This is a genomic window from Methylobacterium sp. J-077, assembly GCF_022829365.1.
GTDB lineage: Bacteria > Pseudomonadota > Alphaproteobacteria > Rhizobiales > Beijerinckiaceae > Methylobacterium.
Genome location: NZ_JAKSYJ010000074.1, coordinates 1 through 22,357 on the forward strand (window position 1 = coordinate 1; position 22,357 = coordinate 22,357).

The 22,357-nt window shown below is 71.3% G+C and carries 24 protein-coding genes and 1 pseudogene; 12 read left to right on the top strand and 13 right to left on the bottom strand.

Annotated elements, in window-relative coordinates; translation table 11 throughout:
* Positions 1-433, bottom strand: a pseudogene (locus MKL11_RS04575) (ABC transporter ATP-binding protein); the annotation flags it as partial.
* A 132-nt stretch (positions 434-565) separates the two neighbouring features.
* On the opposite strand from MKL11_RS04575, the gene MKL11_RS04580 reads away from it, so the two are divergent.
* Positions 566-1,090, top strand: coding sequence for a ComEA family DNA-binding protein (locus MKL11_RS04580; RefSeq protein ID WP_243940693.1), 525 nt, complete (start codon positions 566-568; stop codon positions 1,088-1,090).
* A 186-nt stretch (positions 1,091-1,276) separates the two neighbouring features.
* Here MKL11_RS04580 and trpB read toward each other — a convergent pair whose 3' ends face one another.
* The 3 genes from trpB to MKL11_RS04595 all read right to left on the bottom strand — a co-directional run bounded on the left by trpB (position 1,277) and on the right by MKL11_RS04595 (position 3,349).
* Positions 1,277-2,518, bottom strand: a complete 1,242-nt coding sequence (trpB, locus tag MKL11_RS04585; protein ID WP_243940695.1) for a tryptophan synthase subunit beta — start codon at positions 2,516-2,518, stop codon at positions 1,277-1,279.
* Positions 2,519-2,658: 140 nt separating this feature from the next.
* Entirely contained in the window at positions 2,659-2,985 is a 327-nt protein-coding gene (locus MKL11_RS04590; RefSeq protein WP_243940794.1) for a helix-turn-helix domain-containing protein, read from the bottom strand.
* Positions 2,954-3,349: a type II toxin-antitoxin system RelE/ParE family toxin gene (locus tag MKL11_RS04595; RefSeq protein WP_243940697.1), complete on the bottom strand. Its 396-nt coding sequence runs from the start codon at positions 3,347-3,349 to the stop codon at positions 2,954-2,956. Before MKL11_RS04595 ends, MKL11_RS04590 begins: the two co-directional genes overlap by 32 nt.
* A gap of 295 nt (positions 3,350-3,644) precedes the next feature.
* Between MKL11_RS04595 and msrA the strand changes: the two genes are divergently transcribed.
* The gene (gene msrA / locus MKL11_RS04600; RefSeq protein WP_243940699.1) at positions 3,645-4,361 is read left to right on the top strand and encodes a peptide-methionine (S)-S-oxide reductase MsrA; all 717 of its coding nucleotides are present in this window, start codon (positions 3,645-3,647) and stop codon (positions 4,359-4,361) included.
* 7 nt (positions 4,362-4,368) lie between these two features.
* Here msrA and MKL11_RS04605 read toward each other — a convergent pair whose 3' ends face one another.
* Both MKL11_RS04605 and MKL11_RS04610 read right to left on the bottom strand, forming a co-directional pair.
* Positions 4,369-5,304: a prephenate/arogenate dehydrogenase family protein gene (locus MKL11_RS04605; RefSeq protein ID WP_243940701.1), complete on the bottom strand. Its 936-nt coding sequence runs from the start codon at positions 5,302-5,304 to the stop codon at positions 4,369-4,371.
* Positions 5,305-5,311: 7 nt separating this feature from the next.
* Positions 5,312-6,427, bottom strand: a complete 1,116-nt coding sequence (locus MKL11_RS04610) for a pyridoxal phosphate-dependent aminotransferase (RefSeq protein WP_243940703.1) — start codon at positions 6,425-6,427, stop codon at positions 5,312-5,314.
* 195 nt (positions 6,428-6,622) lie between these two features.
* On the opposite strand from MKL11_RS04610, the gene MKL11_RS04615 reads away from it, so the two are divergent.
* The 5 genes from MKL11_RS04615 (at position 6,623) to metW (ending at position 9,593) form a co-directional block, all read left to right on the top strand.
* On the top strand, positions 6,623-6,919 hold the full coding sequence (locus MKL11_RS04615) for a hypothetical protein (protein WP_243940705.1): 297 nt from the start codon (positions 6,623-6,625) through the stop codon (positions 6,917-6,919).
* Positions 6,920-7,047: 128 nt separating this feature from the next.
* Positions 7,048-7,215, top strand: a complete 168-nt coding sequence (locus tag MKL11_RS04620; protein ID WP_243940707.1) for a hypothetical protein — start codon at positions 7,048-7,050, stop codon at positions 7,213-7,215.
* A 122-nt stretch (positions 7,216-7,337) separates the two neighbouring features.
* On the top strand, positions 7,338-7,517 hold the full coding sequence (locus tag MKL11_RS04625; protein ID WP_243940709.1) for a hypothetical protein: 180 nt from the start codon (positions 7,338-7,340) through the stop codon (positions 7,515-7,517).
* A gap of 166 nt (positions 7,518-7,683) precedes the next feature.
* Positions 7,684-8,889 carry a homoserine O-acetyltransferase gene (locus tag MKL11_RS04630; protein ID WP_243940711.1) on the top strand — a complete coding sequence of 402 codons (1,206 nt, stop codon included), beginning with the start codon at positions 7,684-7,686 and terminating at the stop codon, positions 8,887-8,889.
* A gap of 8 nt (positions 8,890-8,897) precedes the next feature.
* A complete protein-coding gene (metW, locus tag MKL11_RS04635; RefSeq protein WP_243940713.1) occupies positions 8,898-9,593 on the top strand; it encodes a methionine biosynthesis protein MetW in 696 nt (231 codons plus the stop codon).
* Between the two features lie 259 nt (positions 9,594-9,852).
* Here metW and MKL11_RS04640 read toward each other — a convergent pair whose 3' ends face one another.
* The 3 genes from MKL11_RS04640 to MKL11_RS04650 are packed head-to-tail and all read right to left on the bottom strand — an operon-like array spanning position 9,853 to position 12,212.
* On the bottom strand, positions 9,853-11,217 hold the full coding sequence (locus tag MKL11_RS04640; RefSeq protein ID WP_243940715.1) for an ATP-binding protein: 1,365 nt from the start codon (positions 11,215-11,217) through the stop codon (positions 9,853-9,855).
* On the bottom strand, positions 11,214-11,876 hold the full coding sequence (locus tag MKL11_RS04645; RefSeq protein WP_243940717.1) for a response regulator transcription factor: 663 nt from the start codon (positions 11,874-11,876) through the stop codon (positions 11,214-11,216). The genes MKL11_RS04640 and MKL11_RS04645 overlap by 4 nt, the downstream gene beginning before the upstream one ends.
* Before the next feature lie 15 nt (positions 11,877-11,891).
* On the bottom strand, positions 11,892-12,212 hold the full coding sequence (locus MKL11_RS04650; protein ID WP_243940719.1) for a PepSY domain-containing protein: 321 nt from the start codon (positions 12,210-12,212) through the stop codon (positions 11,892-11,894).
* 173 nt (positions 12,213-12,385) lie between these two features.
* On the opposite strand from MKL11_RS04650, the gene MKL11_RS04655 reads away from it, so the two are divergent.
* Positions 12,386-12,979: a thermonuclease family protein gene (locus tag MKL11_RS04655; protein ID WP_243940721.1), complete on the top strand. Its 594-nt coding sequence runs from the start codon at positions 12,386-12,388 to the stop codon at positions 12,977-12,979.
* Between the two features lie 221 nt (positions 12,980-13,200).
* Positions 13,201-13,416, top strand: a complete 216-nt coding sequence (locus tag MKL11_RS04660; RefSeq protein ID WP_243940723.1) for a hypothetical protein — start codon at positions 13,201-13,203, stop codon at positions 13,414-13,416.
* A gap of 170 nt (positions 13,417-13,586) precedes the next feature.
* On the opposite strand, the gene MKL11_RS04665 is transcribed toward MKL11_RS04660, so the two are convergent.
* Positions 13,587-15,914, bottom strand: a complete 2,328-nt coding sequence (locus MKL11_RS04665) for a transglycosylase SLT domain-containing protein (protein ID WP_409565810.1) — start codon at positions 15,912-15,914, stop codon at positions 13,587-13,589.
* A gap of 248 nt (positions 15,915-16,162) precedes the next feature.
* Between MKL11_RS04665 and dapA the strand changes: the two genes are divergently transcribed.
* From dapA to MKL11_RS04680, 3 genes are all read left to right on the top strand, one after another.
* On the top strand, positions 16,163-17,062 hold the full coding sequence (gene dapA / locus MKL11_RS04670; RefSeq protein WP_243940724.1) for a 4-hydroxy-tetrahydrodipicolinate synthase: 900 nt from the start codon (positions 16,163-16,165) through the stop codon (positions 17,060-17,062).
* A 16-nt stretch (positions 17,063-17,078) separates the two neighbouring features.
* Complete coding sequence (gene smpB, locus MKL11_RS04675) at positions 17,079-17,552, top strand: SsrA-binding protein SmpB (protein WP_058194244.1); 474 nt, start codon at positions 17,079-17,081, stop codon at positions 17,550-17,552.
* A gap of 188 nt (positions 17,553-17,740) precedes the next feature.
* Positions 17,741-18,310, top strand: coding sequence for a peroxiredoxin (locus tag MKL11_RS04680; RefSeq protein WP_243940726.1), 570 nt, complete (start codon positions 17,741-17,743; stop codon positions 18,308-18,310).
* 3 nt (positions 18,311-18,313) lie between these two features.
* Here MKL11_RS04680 and MKL11_RS04685 read toward each other — a convergent pair whose 3' ends face one another.
* The 3 genes from MKL11_RS04685 to rpoZ all read right to left on the bottom strand — a co-directional run bounded on the left by MKL11_RS04685 (position 18,314) and on the right by rpoZ (position 22,218).
* Positions 18,314-18,955: an NYN domain-containing protein gene (locus tag MKL11_RS04685; protein WP_243940728.1), complete on the bottom strand. Its 642-nt coding sequence runs from the start codon at positions 18,953-18,955 to the stop codon at positions 18,314-18,316.
* 361 nt (positions 18,956-19,316) lie between these two features.
* Positions 19,317-21,593, bottom strand: a complete 2,277-nt coding sequence (locus MKL11_RS04690; protein WP_243940798.1) for a RelA/SpoT family protein — start codon at positions 21,591-21,593, stop codon at positions 19,317-19,319.
* A gap of 214 nt (positions 21,594-21,807) precedes the next feature.
* The gene (rpoZ, locus tag MKL11_RS04695; protein ID WP_243940731.1) at positions 21,808-22,218 is read right to left on the bottom strand and encodes a DNA-directed RNA polymerase subunit omega; all 411 of its coding nucleotides are present in this window, start codon (positions 22,216-22,218) and stop codon (positions 21,808-21,810) included.
* Positions 22,219-22,357 lie beyond the last annotated feature (139 nt).

Sequence of the window (22,357 nt, forward strand, 5' to 3'; positions counted from 1 at the left end):
CCTGCTGGGCGCTGTCCTCGAACTGCGCGAGGTCGAGGGAGGCGGCGTGGGCCATCAACCGCAGGGAGGCGGCGTTGGCGTAGAGGTCGCCGATCAGGGTCTCGGTGAGGTTCGCCAGCCGGCCGGTGAGGTCGGAGAGGAGCGCCAGCCCGAGCTCGGCCGCCACCAGCAGGGCGATCCGCGCCCGACCGGGATCGGCGAGCCAGTCCGAAAGTCCCGCCGCCGGCACCGGGCGGGCATGCTCGGCGACGATGCCGTCGAGGATCAGCTTGGCGAGGTAGAGCGACAGGATCGGCAGGCACGCCGCCACGAGGCGCAACGCGAGGCTCGCGGCGAGCAGGCGCGGGCTGGCCGCCGCGATCTCGCGGAACAGGGCCGGCAGGTAGCGCAGCGCCCCGAGGCGCTCGCTGAGGCGGGCGATCCGAACGCTCACCGGCGGCCCGTCCGGGCGGATCCCCTATTGACGGCATGGGCTGTACGGCCCGGGATCCCGGTGTTCGATTGGCCGGCAGGTCGAGAGAGCATTATCTGAGGCCTGACAATTAATTTCATCGTCGAGTGACGCGTGCTGAGCGGCCCTGCAATCCTGCGTATTTCCGTTCTCCTGATCCTGGCCGGCATCCTGGCGGCTCTGGTGCAGTTCCTGCTGCCGAGCTCGAGCCCGGCGCCGGATCCCGCCCCGGTCGCCGAGGCGCCCGCCGCGAGCACCCCGGCCGAGCCGGCCGCACCCCCGCCGGTTTCGGAACCGGCCCCCCAGCCCGCCGCTCCACCACCGTCACCCGCCGCGCCGCGTCCCCTGCAGCAGATGCCGTCCGACGCCCTCGCCGTTCCGTCCGAGCCTGCGCCGGCTCAGCAGCAGGGCGAGGCCGAGATCGACCGGGCCGAGGATTCCGCCGGCCCCCGGGCCATCGCCATCCTCGACCTCAACACCGCCTCGGCGGCCGACCTCAACAAGCTCCGGGGCGGCGGCGCGATCGGCCGGGCGATCGTCGCCAAGCGTCCGTACACCTCGGTGGAGCAGCTCCTGTCGAAGCGCGTCCTCAGCCGGGCCGTGTACGACAAGATCAAGGATCAGGTGACGGTGCGGTGAGGCGCGTCCGCGAAGTCTCGGCTTCGCAGCGCTCGCAATGGCGGTGAAGCTGCGGCCCTCCCAAACCCTCGCCTCATCCTGAGGTGCCGCGCAGCGGCCTCGATGGAGGGCTCCTTCGATGGCTTCGCTTCGCGGCGCCACCCCAGGATGAGGTCGTGGATGGGATAGGTCCCAGTCCAAAAAGCTTCAGAGCTTCGTCCCGAAGATCTCCGCCACCTGCGGGATGTCCTTGTCGCCGCGGCCCGACATGTTGAGCACCATCAGGTGCTCGGCCGGGCGCTGGGGGGCGATGTCCAGCACCCGGGCCAGGGCGTGGGCCGGCTCCAGGGCGGGGATGATCCCCTCCAGCATCGAGCAGAGCTTGAACGCCTCCAGGGTCTCGGAATCGGTCGCCGAGAGGTATTGGACCCGGCCCATCTCGTGCAGCCAGGCGTGCTCGGGGCCGATGCCGGGATAGTCGAGGCCGGCCGAGATCGAGTGCGCGTCGGAGATCTGGCCGTCCGCGTCCATCAGCAGGTAGGTGCGGTTGCCGTGCAGCACGCCCGGCTTGCCGCCGGTGAGCGAGGCGGCGTGCAGGCCGGACTCGACCCCGTGGCCGGCGGCCTCGACCCCGAAGATCTCGACCTCGCGGTCGTCCAGGAACGGGTGGAACAGCCCCATGGCGTTGGAGCCGCCGCCGATGCAGGCGATCAGCGAATCCGGGATGCGGCCCTCCTGGGCGAGCATCTGATCCCGGGTCTCGCGGCCGATCACCGACTGGAAGTCGCGGACCATGGCCGGGTACGGGTGCGGGCCGGCCACGGTGCCGATGCAGTAGAACGTGTCGGCGACGTTGGTGACCCAGTCGCGCAGGGCCTCGTTCATCGCGTCCTTGAGGGTCTTGGTGCCGGATTCCACCGGGATCACCTCGGCGCCGAGCATCTTCATCCGGAAGACGTTGGGCGCCTGCCGGGCGACGTCGACCGCGCCCATGTAGACCACGCATTTCAGGCCGAACCGCGCGCACAGCGTCGCGGTGGCGACGCCGTGCTGGCCGGCGCCGGTCTCGGCGATGATCCGCGGCTTGCCCATGCGGCGGGCCAGCAGGATCTGGCCCAGCACGTTGTTCACCTTGTGGGAGCCGGTATGGTTCAGCTCCTCGCGCTTGAAATAGACCTTGGCGCCCTGCCCCGCCGGCGCCTGGGCGCGCAGGTGCTCGGTGAGCCGCTCGGCGTAGTAGAGCGGGCTCGGCCGGCCGATATAGTGGGTGCCGTAGCTCGCCATGTCGGCCGCGAAGGCGGGATCGATCTTCGCCGCCTCGTAGGCCGCCTCCAGCTCGAGGATCAGCGGCATCAGCGTCTCGGCGACGAACCGGCCGCCGAAGATACCGAAGCGGCCGCGCTCGTCGGGGCCGGTGCGGAAGGAGTTCGGTTCGGGGGCGATGGTCACGGGACGAGTCCTGCGCGCAGAGGTCGATCTGTTGCCGGGTGCGTAGACCCATGCGGGCGCCGCCGCAATGCGGCGTCCCGCCCGCGAGGGCTTCGGAAACGGACCGGGCTGTCCCGAATCGATCCCGCGGCGCGGCGATCCTACAGGATGGCGTCGATGCCCTTCCGGTTGGCGAGGGCGAGCAGCTTCAGCGACGGGCCGCCGGGTTTCTTCTCGCCCCGCTCCCATTTGCTGACGAGCGACGTGGTCACGTTGAGGGCCATGGCGAAGATCGCCTGGCTCATCTGCGCGGTCTCGCGGATGGCGCGGATCGCCTCCGGCTTGAGGTCCTCGACCGGCGTCAGGCACGACACGTCGAACCGGCGCATCGTCGCCTTGTCGATCGCCCCGGCGGCGTGGAGATCCTGGGCGATCCGGTGCGCCGACCGGAGCGCGTCACTGCGATAGGTTGTCTTCGGTTCGGTCATCATTGATCCGTCTCCAGCTCTGCGCGGCGGCGACCCGTTCCAGCGCCTCGTTGCTGAGACTGGCCAGGGTCGCCGCGAGGTCGCGGAACACCTGCGTCTCGGTCTTGGTCAGGTTCGCCTTGGCATTCTTGGCGAAAAGGTGCAGGAAGATCGCGATCGTCCCCCGCTTGTAGACGATGATGCTGCGGAAGCCGCCGGAGCGGCCCTGTCCGGCGCGCGGGATGCGCTGCTTGATCAGCGCCAGCCCGAGGCGCGCATCGATCAGGTCGCGTTCGGCCCGGGCGACTGCCTCGCGCAGATCGTCGTCGGTCACCTTCTGCTTCGCGGCCTGTTTCGCGAAGTCGAGCGGCAGGAAGATGCGCATACGATGGCCTCGCGGGGCGCAGCCCGCTCCAGCATGTGCTCATGTCCTGCTCCCATCGGCTTGTGTCTGCCTGTCCTGCTGCGTGCTCCGATCGGCCCCCCGGTCTGATCGGAAAAGTATGGTACTTTGTGACATGGTTCAAGGTATAGACTCGGGCGGATCTCGGTCGGCGGCACCGGGTGGATGCGGGCAGTTGGGGCCAGGGCCGGCGTAACTGGAGCGCGACCGGTGGCGAACGACCCGGTGCAATCAAGCGGCGCGCGTCTCGCAGGGCGCGTCTTGCAAGAGGACAATCATGACTCTTCGCGTCACGCTTCGCCCGGTTCTGGGCGCCGCTATCGGGCTCGGGCTCGCCGGGGCGCTGCTGCTGCCGCGCCTGGCCGCCTTCGCCGAGGAGGCACCGCGGCGCCTGCCCGAGGCCGCGACCGTTTCGAGCGAGGCGCCCGGCCAGCGGGTCGCCGTGTTCGCGGGCGGCTGCTTCTGGGGCGTGCAGGGGGTGTTCCAGCACGTGCGCGGGGTGAGCCAGGCGGTCTCGGGCTATGCCGGGGGCACCCGCGCCGACGCGGATTACCGGACGGTGAGCGGCGGCGGCACCGCCCACGCCGAGGCGGTCGCGGTCACCTACGATCCGGCTTTGATCCGCTACGACGAGCTGTTGCGGATCTTCTTCTCGGTGGCCCTCGACCCGACCCAGGTCGACCGCCAGGGCCCCGATAGCGGGCGGCAATACCGCTCGGCGCTGTTTCCGCAGGACGCCGAGCAGGCGCGGATCGCCAGGGCCTACATCGCCCAACTCGACGCGGCCAAGGCCTATGGCCGGCCCATCGCCACCCGGATCGAGCCGGGGGCCGCGTTCTATCCGGCGGAGACCTACCACCAGGATTTCATGGCCCAGCATCCGGGCCACCCCTACATCGCCGTCAACGACGCGCCGAAGCTCGACGCGCTGAAGCAGCTGTTTCCGGAGCGGACGGCGCCGGAGCCGGTGCTGGTGAACCGGCCGCCGGCGTAATCCCGACCTACGCCTCCGGCGGCCGGGGCCGGCCGAAATCCGGGGCGGCGGTCTCCTGGCCTTGGGCCACGATGCTGCGCCGGATCGCCCGGGTGCGGGTGAACATCGCGTGGAGCGCATCGCCGTCGCCCCAGCGGACTGCCTTGGCCAGCGCCGAGAGGTCCTCGTTGAACCGGCCGAGCATCTCCAGCACCGCCTCGCGGTTGTTGAGGAAGATGTCGCGCCACATGGTCGGGTCGGAGGCGGCGATGCGGGTGAAATCGCGGAATCCGCTGGCCGAGAACTTGATCACCTCGGACTGGGTGGCCGATTCGAGATCCGCGGCGGTGCCGACGATGTTGTAGGCGATCAGGTGCGGCAGGTGGCTGGTGATCGCCAGCACGTGGTCGTGGTGCTCGGCGCTCATGGTCTCGACATTGGCGCCCATGCCCGCCCACAGGGCGCGCACCCGCTCCACCGCCGCGGGGTCGGTGCCCTCCGGCGGCGTCAGGATGCACCAGCGGTTGGTGAACAGGGTCGCGAAGCCGGCATCCGGCCCCGAGAACTCGGTGCCGGCGATCGGGTGGCCGGGCACCAGCGCGACGCCTTCCGGCAGGTGCGGCTGGATCGCCGCCACCACGGCGCCCTTGACCGAGCCGACATCCGAGACGATCGCCCCGGGCTTCAGGTACGGCGCCAGCTCGGCCGCCGCCGCCCCGATGGCGCCGACCGGCACGCACAGGATCACCAGATCGGCATCCGCGGCGCCCGCCTGCGGGTCGCCGGTAACGACGTCCGCGATGCCGAGCTCGGCGACCCGGGCGCGCACGGCCGCGTCCCGGTCCAGGGCGACGATCGTGCCGGCGAGGGTGTAGCGGCGCGCGGCCCGGGCGATCGAGGAGCCGATCAGCCCGAGCCCGACGATGGTGAGGCGCCCGAGGGGCGGGGTCTGGGCCTCAGGCATGTGCGGTTCAGGCATGCGCGCCCCGCACGAAGTCGGCGAGCGCCGCCAGGAAGGCCTCGTTGGCCTCGGTGCCCGCCACCGTCACCCGCAGGGCGTGGGGCAGTCCGTAGGCGGCGACCCGGCGGGTGATCAGCCCGCGCTCGGTGAGGAACGCGTCGGCGTCGGCGGCCGAGCGGCCAGGCTGGTCGGGGAAGTGGATCAGCACGAAGTTGGCCACGCTCGGCGTCACCGTCAGCCCGAGCGCCCGAGCGCCGTCGGTGAGCTTCGGCAGCCATTCGGCGTTGTGGGCGGCGGCCGCCGCCATGTGGGCCTCGTCGGCGATGGCCGCCGCGCCCGCCGCGATCGCCGGGCCAGAGACGTTGAACGGCCCGCGGATGCGGTTGACCGAGTCCGCCACATGGGCCGGCGCCAGCATCCAGCCGATCCGCAATGCGGCGAGGCCGTGGATCTTCGAGAAGGTCCGGGTCATCACGACGTTCTCGGATTCGAGCGCGAGCTCGAGCCCGGCCGAGTAGTCGTTCGCCCGCACGTACTCGGCATAGGCGCCGTCGATCACCAGCAGCACGTTGGGCGGCAGGGCGGCGTGCAGGCGGCGGATCTCGTCGAACGGCAGGTAGGTGCCGGTCGGGTTGCTCGGATTGGTGACGTAGACGATCCGCGTCCGCTCGGTGACCCGGGCCAGGATCGCGTCGACGTCGGTGGTGAAGTCGCGCTCGGGCGCCACCACGGGCGTCGCGCCCGAGGCCAGGATCGCGATCCGGTAGACCAGGAATCCGTGCTCGGAATAGATGCCCTCGGTGCCGGGGCCCCCATACGCGTAGGCCAGCAGGGAGAGGAGCTCGTCCGAGCCCGCGCCGCAGACGATCCGCTCGGGATCGAGCCCGTAGCGCTTGGCGATGGCAGCGCGCAGGACCGTGGCGCGGCCGTCCGGGTAGGTCTCCAGCTTGGCGGTGGCCTCGTGGAGCGCCGCCAGAGCCGCCGGGCTCGGGCCGAGCGGCGTCTCGTTGGACGAGAGCTTGTGGACCTTGCCGCCGCCGGGCCGCCCGCTCTTGCCGGGCACGTAGGTGTCGATCGCCAGGACTCCAGGGCGCGGTTCCGGGCGGACGGGTTTGGGGGCGGACATGGCAGGGCGACTCGGATGCGCGTGCAGGTCTTTTTTGCGTTCCGCGTCCGTCTACAGCATTTCCTCCGCGGGTGAAGCCGGGCGGCTCGAGCTGCGCCCTGCGGTTAAGGTCGTCCCGGGGGTGGACACGCCCTGGTTGGTGGGCGGGGCCTCGCTATGTCTCCCGGGATCCCGCTTGCCACAAGGACCGATCCCATGCCCCTCACACGCTACCTGGACGGAGGCGCGCATATCCTGCCCGCCGACGACAGCCTGATCCGGTTCGCGATGACCAACGGCGAGCGGGTGATCGGGATCGACGTGCCGATCCCGGTGCTGCGCCAGCATTTCGGCGGCGGCGCCGACCTCGCCCCCCTCGACCTGTTCGCGCAGAACCAGGCGGCGATCGAGGCCGCCGCCAGCGCCGCCTACGACACGACCGAGACCCCGAACGACCTTCTCGACATGGGCCCGGAGGATTTTGCGGGGCAGCCCGCCGCGGCCAGGCTCTGAGCACGACCGTCCGGGAGCCCGCGCCGCGGCAAAGCGGTAACGCGCAAATGCCGCGGGGCACTCGCCACGTTTCGGCCTGTTGATCTCGGAGAAGGGGCCGCGTCCCGCGTTCCCCTGGACGGATCGACATGCCCGGTGACCTGATCCCCTGCAGCCTGTTCCTGATCGGGATCCTCACCTCGGTGGCCGCCGATTGCCGGCTGCGCAAGGCGGATGCCACATCCTGGTCGAACGGCTGCATCACCGCCTTCGGGGCCGCCATGGTGTTTTTCGCCTGCGCGGTCGCGATCCGCTGAGGGTTCGCCCGGAAGCCGCAACCCGCGTTCATGCGGATCACCGGAGGAACCGGCAGGCCCCCCGCGCACTTCCCCAGCCGTGATCCTGGGCCGCTTCGCGCGGCCGGCTCGGTGAGGTTCCCATGATGTCGATCCAGGCGATCGTCGGCTGCGCGCTCGTCCTGACCGGGCTCTGCGTCGAGAACGTCGCGAGCCGGAGCTGGCGCGGCGGCGTCGGGGCCGACCGGCTCGACGCCCGTGCGGCTCTCGCCTTGGGGCTTCCGGCCCTCGGGCTGGCGCTGATGGCGGCGCCGCTGGCCTGATCGGCGGCGACCCGTCACGCCCGACCCGCCGGGCGCGTTGACGCTCACGCCCCGGCGCATTACCTCCCGGTCTCGCTGGCCGCATCGGGCGAGTGCGGCGCGTCACGCGAGACCGCACTTCCCTGCCGCGGACCGGGATCGCCGACACACGGTCGTCAAGTCCCGCATGGATACCCAACCGGACACCGCGCTGCGGCCGGACCCGATCGACGAGACGGCCGGGCGCCTGTCGGAGCCCTCGCAGGCGCTCGACCCGAAGAGCCTGGTCATGCGCTTCGGCGCCGATACGCCGCTGCTGACCGATGCCGGCGTCGAGCTCGCGCCCTTCCAGATCGCCTACCAGACCGCCGGCACCCTCAACGCCGCGGGCACGAACGCGGTTCTGATCTGCCACGCGCTCACCGGCGACCAGTATTTCGCCCATACGCACCCGCTCACCGGCAAGCCCGGCTGGTGGGAGACCCTGGTCGGCCCCGGCAAGCCGGTGGACACCGACCGCTACTTCGTCGTCTGCTCGAACGTGATCGGGTCGTGCATGGGCTCCACCGGCCCGGCCTCGATCGATCCCGCCACGGGCTGTCCCTACGGGCTGAACTTCCCGCTGGTGACGATCCGCGACATGGTCCGCGCGCAGGCGATGCTGCTGGAGCGGCTCGGCGTGCGCGACCTGTTCCTGTGCATCGGCGGCTCGATGGGCGGGATGCAGGTGCTGCAATGGGCGGCCCTGTACCCGGAGCGGGTCTTCGCCGCGATGCCGATCGCCACCGGCCCGCGCCACTCGGCGCAGAACATCGCGTTCCACGAGGTCGGCCGGCAGGCGATCATGGCGGATCCCGCCTGGGCCGACGGGCGCTATCTCGAGGCCGGCACGCGTCCGTCCAAGGGGCTCGGCGTCGCCCGGATGGGCGCGCACATCACCTACCTGTCGGAGCCGGCGCTGCACCGGAAGTTCGGCCGGCGGTTCCAGGGCGGCTCGGCGCCGACCTTCTCGTTCAACGCCGATTTCCAGATCGAGAGCTACCTGCGCCACCAGGGCCTGAGCTTCGTCGAGCGGTTCGACGCCAACGCCTATCTCTACCTGACCCGGGCGATGGATTATTTCGACCTCGCCGAGGACCACGGCGGCGTGCTGGCCAAGGCGTTCCAGGGGATCAAGACCCGGTTCTGCGTGATCTCGTTCACCTCCGACTGGCTGTTCCCGACCTCCGAGTCGCGGGTGATCGTGCACGCGCTCAACGCCGCCGCCGCCCCGGTCGCCTTCGTCGAGGTCGAGACCGACAAGGGCCACGACGCCTTCCTGCTCGACGAGCCGGCGATGTTCTCGGCCGCCCGCGGCTTCATCGACGCCGCCGCCCGGGCCCGCGGCCTGTGAGCGGCTCGATGCTGTTCAAGGCCCCCTCGGGCAAGGCCGCCCCCGGCGCGCCGTGGCAGACCACCGACGCCCTGCCCCGCACCGCCGAGGGCGGCGGCGCCCGGGTCGACCACATCGTGGTCCTGGGCCTGGTGCCGCCGAGCGCCCGCGTCCTCGATATCGGCTGCGGCGACGGTTCCCTGCTGGCGCTGCTGCGCGACCGGCGGGGCATCGACGGCCGCGGCATCGAGCTGTCCCGCGACGGGGTCAATGCCTGCCTCGCCCGCGGCCTGTCGGTGATCCAGGGCGACGCGGACACCGACCTGGAGAACTACCCCGACGACGCCTTCGACGTGGTCGTGCTGTCCCAGACCATCCAGGCGACCCGCAACCCCCGGATCGTGCTGGAGCACCTGCTGCGCATCGGCCGGCAGGTAATCATCTCGTTCCCGAATTTCGGGCATTGGCGGGTCCGGTCCGAACTCGCCCTGCGCGGCCGGATGCCGATCACCGAGATCATGCCGGATGCCTGGTGGGAGACGCCCAACATCCACCATTGCACGATCCGCGACTTCGTCGGCCTGTGCCGGCTGATCGGCGCCCGGATCGAGACCGCCACGGCGCTGGATGCCAGCGGCCGGCCGATGCGCTTCTCCATGCCCTGGTGGGTGTGGAACCTGTTCGGCGCGCAAGGCGTGTTCTTGCTCCGGCGCGGGGCGGATTAAAGCGTTCGCCGCGACGGCCTTGAGGTTCACGCCTCCATCTCGATCGCAAAGCTCCCCGCTAGTGGCGACCCACGGTTCCGTCTTCGAGAGGCCCCCACCGTTGCTGGCGAGAGGGGGCAGGTCGCGGCCTGCAAGAGCGCATGCGCCCCGAAAACCTGCCTAGACGGTCGCCACGGAAGGAGGAGTCCGCGCTTCGAGGAAGACGAGGTGTGAACGTCGTAGCCGCGCCGGCTCGGGGATCCACTCCCGGCCGCCCGCCTCAGCGCCCTGGCATCGCGCCGCCCGCTTGCTCCGTCCAAGTCAATGCGGCCCGCAATCCGCCCATCTCCGAGCGCCCGAAGGCGAGCCGGGCGCCCGCGGCCTCGGCCACGTCCCGGGCGATGGCGATGCCGAAGCCGGTGCCCGGGCGGCTCTCGTCCCAGCGCTGGCCACGGCCGATGCCGGCGATCGCGGCCTCGCTCATGCCGGGGCCGTCATCCTCGACCGTGAGCCGGAGGCCGCCGGCCTCCTGCGTCCCGGCCACCCGGACCCGCCGGTGCGCCCATTTGCGGGCGTTATCGAGGAGGTTGCCCAGCACCTCCATCAGCTCGCCGTCCTCGCCCGGATAGGCGAGCCCGTCCGGCACGGCGATCGCCCAGACCAGGGAATCACCCTCCGGCAGCCGGCGCATGGTCGCGACCAGGCGCTCGGCCACCGGGGCGACCCGGCAGGTCCGCCGCCGCAGGTCCCCGGCCGCCGCGATCCGGGCCCGGGCCAGCGCGCGCTCGACCTGTCCGCCCATCGCCCGGGCCTGCTCGGCGATCTCCCCCGACAGGCCGGGATCGGCCGGCCCGGTCCGGCGCGCCAGGGCGTCGAGGACCGCGAGCGGCGTCTTGAGGCCGTGGGCCATGTCGGCGGCCGCGGCGCGGGCCCGGACCAGGGCGCGCTCCTGCGCGTCGAGCAGGCGGTTGAGATCGGCCACCAGCGGCCGGACCTCGTCGGGGAAATGCTCCGGCAGCCGGGTCCGGGTGCCGGCATGGACCGCGCCGAGATCCTGCTGCAGCACCCGGAACGGCGCCAGCGCCCGGTGCACGAACAGCCACAGGGCCAGCGTCAGCACCACGAACAGGGCCGCCAGCGCCGGGACCAGCAGGCGCAGGAACGTGGCGCGGCTCGCCGCCAGGCCGCGCCGGTCCTCGGCCACGATCACGCGCAAGCGGGTCTCGGCGCCGCGCGGGCCGATCTCCAGGGGGCGGACGACGGCGATCAGCCGGCCGCCATCCGGCCCGGCGGCCTCGACAGTGGCGGGGGTATCGCCGGCGGTCGGCCCGAGGTCGAGGCTTTTGTCCCAGAGGGAGCGCGAGCGCAGGACCTGGCTCCCCGCCTCCACCTGCCAGTACAGGCCGCCATAGGGCGTGGAAAAGCGCGCGTCCGGCGGCTCCCGGGAGATGGTCGGGCGCCCGTCCGGCGCGAGGTTGACCCGGCCGGCGATGAGCTTGGCGGTCCGGTCGAGCTCGTCGGCGGTGCGGGCGTCGAGCACTTGGTCGAGGATCACGGTGAGGCCGGCGCCGGCGAGCAGCAGGGCCAGCGCGATCAGCGCCGCCGCCGCCAGCCCCAGCCGCAGCCGCAGGGAGTCGCGCCTCACGGCGCCTCCGCGACGCGGTAGCCCTGGCCCCGGCGGGTCTCGATCACCCCCGGCCCGAGCTTGCGGCGCAGGCGGGTCAGGAGCGCTTCGAGGGCGTTGGCCTCGCGCTCGGTCCCGACCCCGTGGAGGTGGTCCAGCACCTCGCCCGCCGGCACGACCTGCCCCTGCCGGTGCAGCAGGAAGGCGAGCAACCGGTATTCGAGGGCGGTCAGTTCGGTCGGCCGGCCCGCGACGCTCACCGCCCGGGTGCGGGTGTCGAGTTCCACGTCCCCGGCCCGGAGCACCGGCGAGGCGTGGCCGGCGGTGCGCCGCAGGATCGCCCGCAGGCGCGCGACCAGCTCCTCCATGCGGAACGGCTTGACCAGGTAGTCGTCGGCGCCGGCATCGATGCCTTCGACCCGCTCGCGCCAGCCGTCCCGGGCGGTGAGGATCAGCACCGGCAGCACCACCTCGGCCGTCCGCAGCCGGCGCAGCACGCCGAGCCCGTCGAGGCGCGGCAGGCCGAGATCGAGCACCATGGCGTCATAGGGCTCGGTCTCGGCGCGGAACCACGCCGCCTCGCCATCCGCGACCACGTCGGCGACGTAGCCGGCCTGTTCGAGCCCGTGCTTCACGTCCGCGGCGATGCGCGGCTCGTCCTCGACCACTAGGACGCGCACGGCCGGCCCCCGCGCTCAATCATCGTCGTCCTCGTCCAGGATCTTGAGCGAGCCGGCATCGACCTTCACGGAGCGGCGCTTCCCGTCGGCGCCGAGGATGCGCAGCTTGTACCGCCACTGCCCGTCGTCGCGCTTGAGATCGACCGCCACCACGTCCCCCGGCACGGCCTCGCGGGCGGCGCGCAGGACCTCGTCGAGGGGGCGGATCTCGCCCTTCTCGAGGGCGCGGCGGGCGCGGTCGGCATCCTCGGAGGCGTGGGCGGCCGGCGCCAGGCCGGCGAGCGCCCCCCAGGCGAGCAGGAACGCGGCGGCGCGAAGGGACGGGGGCTGGCTCATGCGGGGGCGGGCTCGGTCATGACGGGGAGAGGTGGGGTGCGGGCGCCCGAAATCATCCCGCGACCGCACCGGCATGGCGCGGGCCGCCTGACGGGAGGCTGACAGGCGCCGTCAGGGTCGCGGGGCGCGGCTCCGTCAGAAGGGGGCCAGACCTCTTCCGGAGACGCGATCCCATGTCCCTGATCCTCGGTGCCCTCCTCGCCTGTGCCGCCGGCCTCGCCGGCACCCTGCTCTGCCCCGACGAATCCGCCCGCCGCTCGCGGATGCCGCTGTTGGCGGTTTTCCTGGCCGGCGGCCTCGCCTGGCACGCCCCAGCCCGGGCCGGCGAGGCCCTGCGCGGCCCGGCCCGGGTGCTCGACGGCGGGACCGTGATGGTCGGGGCAAGCCGCGTCAGCCTCTACGGCATCGCGGCGCCCGATGCCGACCAGACCTGCTCGGACGCGCAGGACCGGACCTACGCGTGCGGCCGGGCGGCGGCCCGGGCCCTGGCCGACCTTATCGGCACCGACGCCATCACCTGCGAGCCGCGCGCTGCCGAGGCCGGGGGCGCCGTGGTGGCGCTCTGCCGGGTCGGCGGCGAGGATCTCGGGGCCTGGATGGTGGCGCAGGGCCTCGCGGTGCCTGATCGCGTCGCCACGCCAACCTACGCGGCGGCGGCCGACCGGGCCTGGGGACGCCGGCTCGGCCTGTGGTCCGGGGTGTTCCAGGACCCGGCGGAGCGGCGCGGCCGGCGCGCCGACGCGGCGAGGCTCCGGGACGCCGGGTGACGGACGGCACCGCCGCCGACCATGAGACCGGCTCGGCATGGGCCGGCGCATGACACCGCGGATGGAACGTCGAGCCCGATTGCAGTGCAGTCCAGGGACGCTCTGGGTTCGGTAACATCTCTAAGAACATTGTAAAGTCAGCAAGATTGATTTTTTATACAATCCTGGGTACTGTAAAAATGGTACATTTATACTATTAACCGGTAAAGGGATCGTCCTTCATGAACGGCTCGGTCAAGCCGGGAGCCCAGACCCTTCAAACTCTTGCCGACATTCTCGGCATCTCGGTCGAACATTTCTATGACGGCGATCCGGCACCGGACGGCAACGCCGACTTTCAGGAATGCCTGCGGCTCTGGTCCTGCATCAGGACCAGCGAGGGTCGGGAACGCGCTCTGACCTGCCTCCGTGTCATTCTGGAGGAGGAGCCGCGGTGATGCGGGCGGGCTGGGGTTGACGATCGCAACCGCGACGCGGGCGCGGTTCCGGAGGGAGTCCGGCAGCCGAACCTCGGTGCATCCGCCGTCCCCCTCTGCCGAGGACGGGCGACCTGAGTGCCCCGGCACCCGCCGCGATGCGCCCGCCGCCATCCCAAAAGACCGGTCCGCTACCGCGCCCCGCGGTGCAGGTCCCCGTCGATCAGCAGGGCGCTGCGGTTGTCGAGGCGGGAGCGGTAGACCTGCAGGTTCTCCATCACCCGCTGCACGTAGTTGCGGGTCTCGGTGAACGGGATGCGCTCGACCCAGTCGATCACGTCGATGTCGCCCTTGCGCGGGTCGCCGTAGGCGTCGATCCACTTCTTCACGTTGCCGCCGCCGGCATTGTAGGAGGCGAAGGCGAGCACGTAGGAGCCGCGCCAATCCTCCATCAGCTCGCCGAGATGGGCCTGGCCGAGCTTGGCGCAGTAGGCGGGATCGCTGGTCAGGCGGTCGACGTCGAAGGCCGTGGCGACCCGGCGGGCGGTGCGCTGGGCGGTGGCCGGCATCATCTGCATCAGGCCCCGCGCCCCGACCCCGGACTGGGCCCGGGGGTCGAACTGGCTCTCCTGCCGGGCGATGGCGTAGACCATGGCCCGCTCCACCTGCGGGACCGCCGAGAACGTCTCGTAGGTCGGGATCCCGATGGTCGGATAGGCATGGGCGTCCAGCGGCAGGCCGCGCTGCACCGCGAGCTTGCCGATCGCCACCAGGGCGCGGGCGTCCTTCATCTCGGTGGCGAGGTCGCCGAGTGCCTGGATCTCCCGCGGGTCGGTGAGGTCCCGGGCGGCGTCGATGTAGAGCGGCAGCGCCAGGTCCTTGAGCCCGGCCTCGCCGAGCATGCGCAGGGCCCGGATGTAGAGCCTGTCCTCGAAGGCCTGCCGCTCGACGCCGTCGAGGTCGGCCGGCGCGCGGAGCGGCAGGCTGGTCTGGCCGAGCCGGGCCCGGGCGACCTGACCATAATAGGCGATCGGCTGCAGGGCGGCCCGCTCGTAGAAGTTCTTGGCCACGTCGTGCTGGCCGAGGGACTCGGCGGCCCTCCCCTGCCAATAGGCGGCGCGGGCGAGGGAAACCGGGCTCTCCGCGATGGTCGCCATCCGGGCGAAATGCTCCGCGGCGCTCGCCGGGTCGCCGGCAAACCGCAGGGCGATCCAGCCGGCGTGGAACTCGGCCTCCAGGCGCTTCTCTGGGGTGCGCGCGGCGTGGCCACTCGCCACCGCGAAGGCGGTCCGGGCGTCGCCGAGGTCGAGGAGCTTGCGCGCCACGATCCGGCGCTCGACCCACCACTCGTCGCCGTCGACCAGCACGTCCGGGTTGCTCGGCGCCGCGGCGAGCATTGCGGCGGCCTCCTCGGGCTTGTCGGCCCGGCGGAAATACTGCGCCCGGGAGAAGATGTAGGAGGCGTCGCCCCGCAGGGACGGCGGCACCGCCGCGAGGGCGGCCGGGCCGCCGGCCTTGTCCTCCACGGCCCGGCGGGCGCGCACGAGGCTGGCATAGGCGCCGCCCGCGTAGCCCGCCGCCCGGCCGGCGCTCTCCCAATCGTCCTTGAGGAGCGCCCGCTCCATCCGGTAGCGGTGGTCGATCCGGGTAAGCACCCCCGGGAAGGCGTCCTGGACCTTGGCCTCCAGGCTCTTGCCGAAACTCTCGGTCCGCCACAGGTCGCGCACGATCTCGGCGGCGTCGCCGTCGTAGCCGTCGGCCCGCAGCGCCAGCGCCAGGGCGAACTTGCCCGGCGCGCTCACCGGCTTGGCGGTGGCGAAAAACGCCCGCACCGTGGCGGGCGGCTTGCGCTCGGACAGCAGCGCCTCCTCGGCCCGGCGGCGCAGCAGCGGCCCGGCCGGCCAGGTCGGGTTGGCCCGGGTGAAGGCGACGGTGCTGGCGAAGCCGATGCCGGCGCCGGCGCGGATCGCCACCCATTCGAGCAGCGCCCGGGCGGCGGGATCGTTGAAGCCGTCGCGCATCCGGTCGCCGTCGGCGACCCGTCCCTTGCGGTAGAGGTCGATGGCGCCGCGCAGCAGCGTCGGATCGGTGTCGCCCGAGATTTTTGGCTTGCCCGGGTCCGGGACCTCGGGCACCGGCGCGGCCGGCGTGACCGCCGCGTCGGGCAGCGGGAACGCCACGGGGGCGTCGGGATCGGCCGAGGCGTAGGCGGTGGCCGCCGCCGGGATCTTGCCGGCGGCCTCCTCGCCCCGGTCGGAGCCCTTGGCGGTCCCTTTGGCAGCCTGGGTCGGATCCAGCTTGAGGGCGTCGGCGGCGACCGGATCGGCGACAAGCTCGGCTTCCGTGCTCCGGGTCTGGGCCGGCGACAGGGCGGCGTCGCTCGAAGGCGGGGTCGGCTGGGAGGCGGGCGCGTCGGTGCCGGCCTGGCCGGCCAGCGCGACCCCCAGGCTCGTGACAAGCGTCGTGACCAGGGCCGCCGTCGCCAGGGGCGTGCGCGTCGAGGCCAGCGCGCGGATCACGTCACGTCGGATCGACCGGGCTCGGATCACGTTTCCCTCCTCCTCACGACCGGAGCGGAAAGAAATGAAGATCGGCGCGGGGGCATTAAGAACCCGTAAACCGTCGCCACGATCTGTTTGCGCACCGTGGCGCGACCGCCTATGTCTGCCCGTCCGCGGCCGGACTGCGCGTGGGACACGCGGCGCCGGGAACGCCGGGACCAGCCCATCCGCCGAGACCCCAGCTGATATTCTTCGGGACGCCTAAGATGACCGAGATGACCGGGAGCCGCCTGCGGGGCTCGCTCACCGCGCTTGTGACGCCGTTCCGCGACGGCGCCTTCGACGAGGCCGCGTTCCGGGCATTCGTGCGCTGGCAGATCGCGCAGGGCAGCCACGGCCTGGTGCCGACCGGCACCACCGGCGAGAGCCCGACCCTGACCCATGCCGAGCACGACCGGGTGGTCGAGGCCTGCATCGACGAGGCCGGCGGCCGGGTGCCCGTGGTCGCGGGCGCGGGCTCCAACTCCACCGCCGAGGCGGTGGCGCGGGCGCGCCACGCCGAGCGCGCCGGCGCCGACGCCGTGCTGGTGGTCACGCCCTACTACAACAAGCCGACGCAGGAGGGCCTCTACGCCCACTTCAAGGCCGTCAACGACGCGGTCGGCATCCCGATCATCATCTACAACATCCCGCCGCGCTCCGTCGTCGACATGAGCGTCGAGACGATGGCCCGTCTGTACGAATTGAAGAACATCGCCGGCGTGAAGGACGCGACCGCCAAGATCGACCGCGTCAGCCAGCAGCGTCAGGCCATGGGGGCGAACTTCCTCCAGCTTTCAGGCGAAGATGCGACGGCGCTCGGCTTCAACGCCCAGGGCGGCCTCGGCTGCATCTCGGTGGTGGCCAACGTGGCGCCGCGCCTCTGCGCCGACCTGCAGGAAGCGTCCCTCGCGGGCGATTACGCCAAGGCGCTCACGCTGCAGGACCGGCTGTTCCCGCTCCAGAGCGGGCTGTTCGCCGAGGCCAATCCGGGCCCGGCCAAGTACGCGCTGGCCAAGCTCGGCCACATGACCGAGGACCTACGCCTGCCGCTGGTGCCGGTCTCGAACGCGACCCGGGCGATCGTCGACGCGGCCCTGCGCCACGCCGGTCTGCTCGAAGGCTGAGGAGAGTTCCAAAACCATGGCCCCGAAACCGGAGCCCAGTCGGCGCATCGTCGCCGACAACCGTGCCGCGCGCTTCCACTACACGATCGAGGACACCTTCGAGGCCGGCCTCTCGCTGACCGGCACCGAGGTCAAATCCCTGCGCATCGGCAAGGCGACGATCGGCGAGGCCTATGCCGGCCCGTCCGGCCGCGACCTGATGCTGTTCAACTGCTACATCCCGGAATACCTGGAGGCGAACCGGTTCAACCACGAGCCCAAGCGCCCGCGCCGGCTGCTGCTGCACCGCCGCCAGATCAACAAGCTGATCGGCGCGACCCAGCGCCAGGGCTACACGGTGGTGCCGCTGAAGATCTACTTCAACGACAAGGGCCGGGCGAAGATCGAGCTCGGCCTGGGCAAGGGCAAGCAGGCCCACGACAAGCGCGAGGCCGCCAAGGAGCGCGACTGGCAGCGCGACCGGGCGCGGCTGCTGCGGGACCGGGGGTAGATCGGTTCACGGCCGTTCCGTCATTGCGAGCGCAGCGAAGCAACCCAGCGTGACGCCACGTTTTTCGATGTAGCGCCGCCCTGGGTCACGTCGCTTCGCTCGTGATGACGGTGAGCGCGAAGCCTGAAACTGGCGATTCACCTTTGGACCGCGGCGATCTAGGCTCACCCCATCCGAGGAGCCCCGCCATGCAGCCCAGCACCGACACCCTCCCCGCCGACCTGCCCGCCCCGGTGGATGACGGCGCCGCCGATCACCTGCGCGGGATGCGGCTGCCCGACGTGGCGCTCACCGCCACGGATGGCCGGACGGTCTCGCTCGCGAAGCTCTCCGGCCGCACCGTGGCCTATGCCTATCCGCGCACCGGCGAGCCGGGGAAGCCGGCCCTGACCCCGGATTGGGACGCGATTCCGGGCGCCCGGGGCTGCACCCCGCAGGCCTGCGATTTCCGCGATCACCTCGCCGCCCTGAAAGAGCGCGGCGTCGCCCAGGTCTTCGGACTCTCGACGCAGACCAGCGCCTATCAGCGGGAGGCGGCCGAGCGGCTGCGCCTCACCTTCCCGCTGCTGGCCGATCCGCACCGGGCCTTCGCGATGGCCGCGCGCCTGCCGGTGTTCGAGGCGGGCGGGCAGGTGCTGCTGGCCCGCCTCACCCTGGTGATCGACGACGGCGTGGTCGCCCGGGTGTTCTACCCGGTCTTCCCGGCCGATCGCGGCGCGCAGCAGGTGATCGACTGGCTCGACGGCGGCGGCGCCTGAAGCTCAGCCCTCTTCGGATTCCGGCTGGCGGATCCCGTAGCGGTTCTCGAGGGCCGGGCTGGGGCGGGCCTCGCCGCGGTAGCGGCTGGCGGTCTCGCCGGGCGCCCGGACCGGACGCTCGCTCGGCTCGCGGCCGATGCGGTTCGAGAGGCTCGCGAGATCCACGAACTCGTCGGCCTGGCGGCGCAGCTCGTCCGAGATCATCGCCGGCTGGGTCTGGATGGTGGAGATCACCGTGACCTTGACGCCGCGCCGCTGCATCGCCTCGACCAGCGAGCGGAAATCGCCGTCGCCGGAGAACAGCACCATGTGGTCGATATGCGGGCTGAGCTCGAGGGCGTCGATCGCCAGCTCGATATCCATGTTGCCCTTGTACTTGCGCCGGCCCATCGAGTCCGTGAACTCCTTCACGGGCTTGGTCACGACGCGGTAGCCGTTGTAGTCGAGCCAGTCGATCAGCGGCCGGATCGAGGAATATTCCTGGTCCTCGATCATCGCGGTGTAGTAGAACGCCCGCAGGAGGTTGTCGCGGGCCTGGAATTCCTTGAGCAATTTTTTGTAGTCAATATCGAAACCGAGGGCCTTGGTGGTCGCGTAGAGGTTGGCGCCGTCGATGAAGAGCGCGCTGCGCTGGAGTGCTGCCATGGATGGGTCGAATCCTGAAGAATACGGGTGGCCGGAAATCGTGTGCTGAAACGGCTGTTTGAGGTTCGGGGCGGAAAACCCGAGGCCGCATCGTCGCGATCGAATGCCGCGACGGACTGAAATCCGGGACGAAAAAGCTCGGTCCCCTTCCGGACGACCGTCGCCCGGGCGTTTCGACCATTCAGGCGAAGCGGACCCCTGTCAAGTCAACCGGAAGGGATGAAACTCTCGATACCGCCATTTCTGCACAGCGTCGATGAAAAAATCGTATCCCAAGGTATCTCGGCACAGGGCTGGGATAATAGGCCGAAGTTGATCGGTAAAACCTGAGGTTCCCGGCCCGATCAAATCCCGGTTGTTCTCAGCCGTTCACGCGCTCGACGCTGTTGACCGGGCGCTTGCCGCGCAGCTCCGCGATGATCGCCGTGAGGTGCTGGAGGTCCCAGACCGACAGGTCGATGGTGATGTCGGTGAAATCCTGGGTGCGGCGCTTCATCGAGATGTTGTCGATATTGCCGTCATGGTCGGCGATCACCTGGGCGATCTGGGCGAACACGCCGGGCTCGTTGATCGACTTCAGCGCCAGCCGGGCCGGGAAGCGCTCGGTGCCGGAGGCCTCCGTGTCCCAGCGGACGTCGAGCCAGCGCTCGGGCTCGTTGTCGAAGGCCGCAAGGGCCGCCGACTGGATCGGGTAGACGGTGACGCCGACCCCCGGGGTCAGGATGCCGACGATCCGGTCGCCCGGAACCGCGCCGCCGTTGGGCGCGAAGGTCACCGGCAGGTCTCCGGTGAGGCCCCGGATCGGGATCGCGTCGCTGCGGCCCTCGGATTTGCCACCCTCGGTGGCCGGGAAGGTCAGCCGCATGGTCTGGTCGGCCGAGCGCACCAGGCGGCCGGCGCCGTTCAGCGCGCCCTGCGGCGTGGACGGGCGGCGCTCGTCGCGGTGATCGGGATAGACCGCCCGGACGACGTCGCCGGAGAACATCTCGCCCCGCCCGACCGCCGCGAACACGTCCTCGGTGCTGGCCCGGGCCAGCCGCGGCAGGGCGCCGCGCAGCTTGTCCTCCGAGAAGGTCTTGGCGGCACGCTCGAAGGCGCGGTCCAGGATCTGGCGGCCCAGCCCGGCATATTGCCGGCGCACGGCGGTCCGGGTCGCCCGGCGGATCGCCGCCCGGGCCTTGCCGGTCACCACCAGGGATTCCCAGGCGGCCGGCGGCGAGGCGCCGTCCGAGCGGCTGATCTCGACCTCGTCGCCGTTGACCAGCTCGTGCAGCAGCGGCGCCATCCGGCCGTTGATCTTGGCGCCGACCGCCGAATTGCCGACATCGGTATGCACCGCGTAGGCGAAGTCGATCGGCGTCGCGCCCCGCGGCAGGGCGATCAGCCGGCCCTTCGGGGTGAAGCAGAACACCTGGTCCTGGAACAGCTCCAGCTTGGTGTGCTCCAGGAATTCTTCCGGGCTGTCGCCCTCGGCGAGCAGCTCGATGGTCCGGCGCAGCCACTGATAGGCGCCGCTCTCGGCCGCGAGCTTCGGGTGCACGCTGCCCTCGCCGCGGCCCGGATCCTTGGCCGCGTCCTTGCCGAGATCCTTCCCGGGTTCCTTGCCGACATCCTTGTAATGGGCGTGCGCGGCGATGCCGTATTCGGCGATGTCGTCCATGGCGCGGCTGCGGATCTGCAGCTCGACGCGCTGGCTCTTCGGCCCGATCACCGTGGTGTGGATCGAGCGGTAATCGTTCTGCTTCGGGGTCGAGATGTAGTCCTTGTACCGGCCCGGGACCATCGGCCAGCTGGTGTGGACGATGCCGAGCGCCGCGTAGCAATCCTGGACCGTGTCCACGATCACCCGGAAGCCGAAGATGTCGGAGAGCTGCTCGAAGGCGACCGACTTGCGCTCCATCTTCGACCAGATCGAGAACGGCCGCTTCTGCCGGCCGCTGACCTCGGCGGTGATGCCCTGGGCGGAGAGCTTTTCGGTCAGCACCTGCGCGATGGTCTCGACCACCCGCTCGGACTTGGCGGTGAGGCGGGCCAGGCGCTGGTCGATGGTGGCGTAGACCTCCGGCTCGATGTTGCGGAAGGCCAGGTCCTCCAGCTCCTCGCGCAGCTCCTGCATGCCCATCCGGCCGGCCAGCGGCGCGTAGATGTCCAGGGTCTCCTGGGCGATGCGGTGGCGCTTGTCCTTGCGCATGTGCTGGAGGGTGCGCATGTTGTGCAGGCGGTCGGCGAGCTTGACCAGCAGCACGCGCACGTCCGCGGCGACCGCGAGCAGCAGCTTGCGGAAATTCTCGCCCTGGGCCGCCTGCTTGGAGACGAGGTCGAGCCGCTTGAGCTTGGTCAGGCCGTCGACCAGCGCGCCGATCTCCGCCCCGAACAGGCGGCGGATCTCCTCCAGCGTCGCCTCGGTATCCTCCACGGTGTCGTGCAGGACCGCGGCCACGATGGTGGCGTCGTCGAGGTGGAGGTCGGTGAGGATCGCGGCGACTTCGAGGGGATGCGCGAAGAACGGATCGCCGGACGCCCGCTTCTGCGTGCCGTGCGCCTGCATGGCGTACACGTAGGCGCGGTTGAGCAGCGCCTCGTCGGCGGCCGGATTGTAGCGCTTGACCCGCTCCACGAGCTCGTACTGGCGCATCATCCGCCGGGACGTCGTCGGTTCCTGGGGGGCGCGCGGTGTCGGGGTCACGCCCGACTCTCCCGCAACGGGCGTGCCCGCGCCAGCCCCCGGCGGGGGAAAAGCGCCGGTTGCGACCGTATCGCCCTCCGAACGCAAGAACCCGGCGTCTCCGCCGGGTCCGGTCGTGGTCAGGTCGTGATCATCCGGACCCACGTGGTGCGGCTCGCGCGTCGGCTCATTCGCCCTCGTCGTCGGTCTCGACAGGCGGGGCCAGGTTCTCGAGGCCGCGCAGCAGGTCCTCCTCGCTCATGCGGTCGAACTGGACCGCCGCATCGTCGCTGGAGGATTGCGGGGCCACGGCGGCCGCGGCCGGCGAGCTCGACAGCAGCGGCACCGTCTCGGCCTCCGGCTCGTCGACCTCGACGTATTTCTGCATCGAGTGGATCAGCTGTTCCTTGAGGTCGTCGGCCGTGATCGTCGCGTCGCCGATCTCGCGCAGGGCCACGACCGGGTTCTTGTCGCGGTCGCGATCGATGGTGAGCGGGGCGCCGGCGGCCAGCAGGCGCGCCCGGTGGCTGGCCAGCAGCACCAGCTCGAACCGGTTCTCGACCTTCTCGATGCAGTCTTCGACGGTGACGCGCGCCATGCGGGGCGGCTCCTCAGCTTAAGCGACGGGTGATGTCGGGTGTGGGGCCACCCTACACGGAATGCCGTTGTGCAACAAGCACAGCGGCTTGCGCCGGGCGCGCGTCTGGCGGGCGCGGGTTGGGGCGGCGACCGCGCGG

Bases quoted from the DNA above. Each gene is read 5' to 3' on its own strand.
- rpoZ (WP_243940731.1), bottom strand. From the start codon at position 22,218: ATGGCGCGCGTCACCGTCGAAGACTGCATCGAGAAGGTCGAGAACCGG.
- MKL11_RS04595 (WP_243940697.1), bottom strand. From the start codon at position 3,349: ATGCGCATCTTCCTGCCGCTCGACTTCGCGAAACAGGCCGCGAAGCAG.
- MKL11_RS04680 (WP_243940726.1), top strand. From the start codon at position 17,741: ATGCAGCCCAGCACCGACACCCTCCCCGCCGACCTGCCCGCCCCGGTG.
- smpB (WP_058194244.1), top strand. From the start codon at position 17,079: ATGGCCCCGAAACCGGAGCCCAGTCGGCGCATCGTCGCCGACAACCGT.
- metW (WP_243940713.1), top strand. From the start codon at position 8,898: ATGCTGTTCAAGGCCCCCTCGGGCAAGGCCGCCCCCGGCGCGCCGTGG.
- dapA (WP_243940724.1), top strand. From the start codon at position 16,163: ATGACCGAGATGACCGGGAGCCGCCTGCGGGGCTCGCTCACCGCGCTT.
- MKL11_RS04615 (WP_243940705.1), top strand. From the start codon at position 6,623: ATGCCCCTCACACGCTACCTGGACGGAGGCGCGCATATCCTGCCCGCC.
- MKL11_RS04610 (WP_243940703.1), bottom strand. From the start codon at position 6,427: ATGTCCGCCCCCAAACCCGTCCGCCCGGAACCGCGCCCTGGAGTCCTG.
- MKL11_RS04690 (WP_243940798.1), bottom strand. From the start codon at position 21,593: ATGATGCGCCAGTACGAGCTCGTGGAGCGGGTCAAGCGCTACAATCCG.
- MKL11_RS04655 (WP_243940721.1), top strand. From the start codon at position 12,386: ATGTCCCTGATCCTCGGTGCCCTCCTCGCCTGTGCCGCCGGCCTCGCC.
- MKL11_RS04630 (WP_243940711.1), top strand. From the start codon at position 7,684: ATGGATACCCAACCGGACACCGCGCTGCGGCCGGACCCGATCGACGAG.
- MKL11_RS04685 (WP_243940728.1), bottom strand. From the start codon at position 18,955: ATGGCAGCACTCCAGCGCAGCGCGCTCTTCATCGACGGCGCCAACCTC.
- MKL11_RS04650 (WP_243940719.1), bottom strand. From the start codon at position 12,212: ATGAGCCAGCCCCCGTCCCTTCGCGCCGCCGCGTTCCTGCTCGCCTGG.
- MKL11_RS04660 (WP_243940723.1), top strand. From the start codon at position 13,201: ATGAACGGCTCGGTCAAGCCGGGAGCCCAGACCCTTCAAACTCTTGCC.
- MKL11_RS04625 (WP_243940709.1), top strand. From the start codon at position 7,338: ATGATGTCGATCCAGGCGATCGTCGGCTGCGCGCTCGTCCTGACCGGG.
- MKL11_RS04605 (WP_243940701.1), bottom strand. From the start codon at position 5,304: ATGCCTGAGGCCCAGACCCCGCCCCTCGGGCGCCTCACCATCGTCGGG.
- MKL11_RS04620 (WP_243940707.1), top strand. From the start codon at position 7,048: ATGCCCGGTGACCTGATCCCCTGCAGCCTGTTCCTGATCGGGATCCTC.
- msrA (WP_243940699.1), top strand. From the start codon at position 3,645: ATGACTCTTCGCGTCACGCTTCGCCCGGTTCTGGGCGCCGCTATCGGG.
- MKL11_RS04590 (WP_243940794.1), bottom strand. From the start codon at position 2,985: ATGACCGAACCGAAGACAACCTATCGCAGTGACGCGCTCCGGTCGGCG.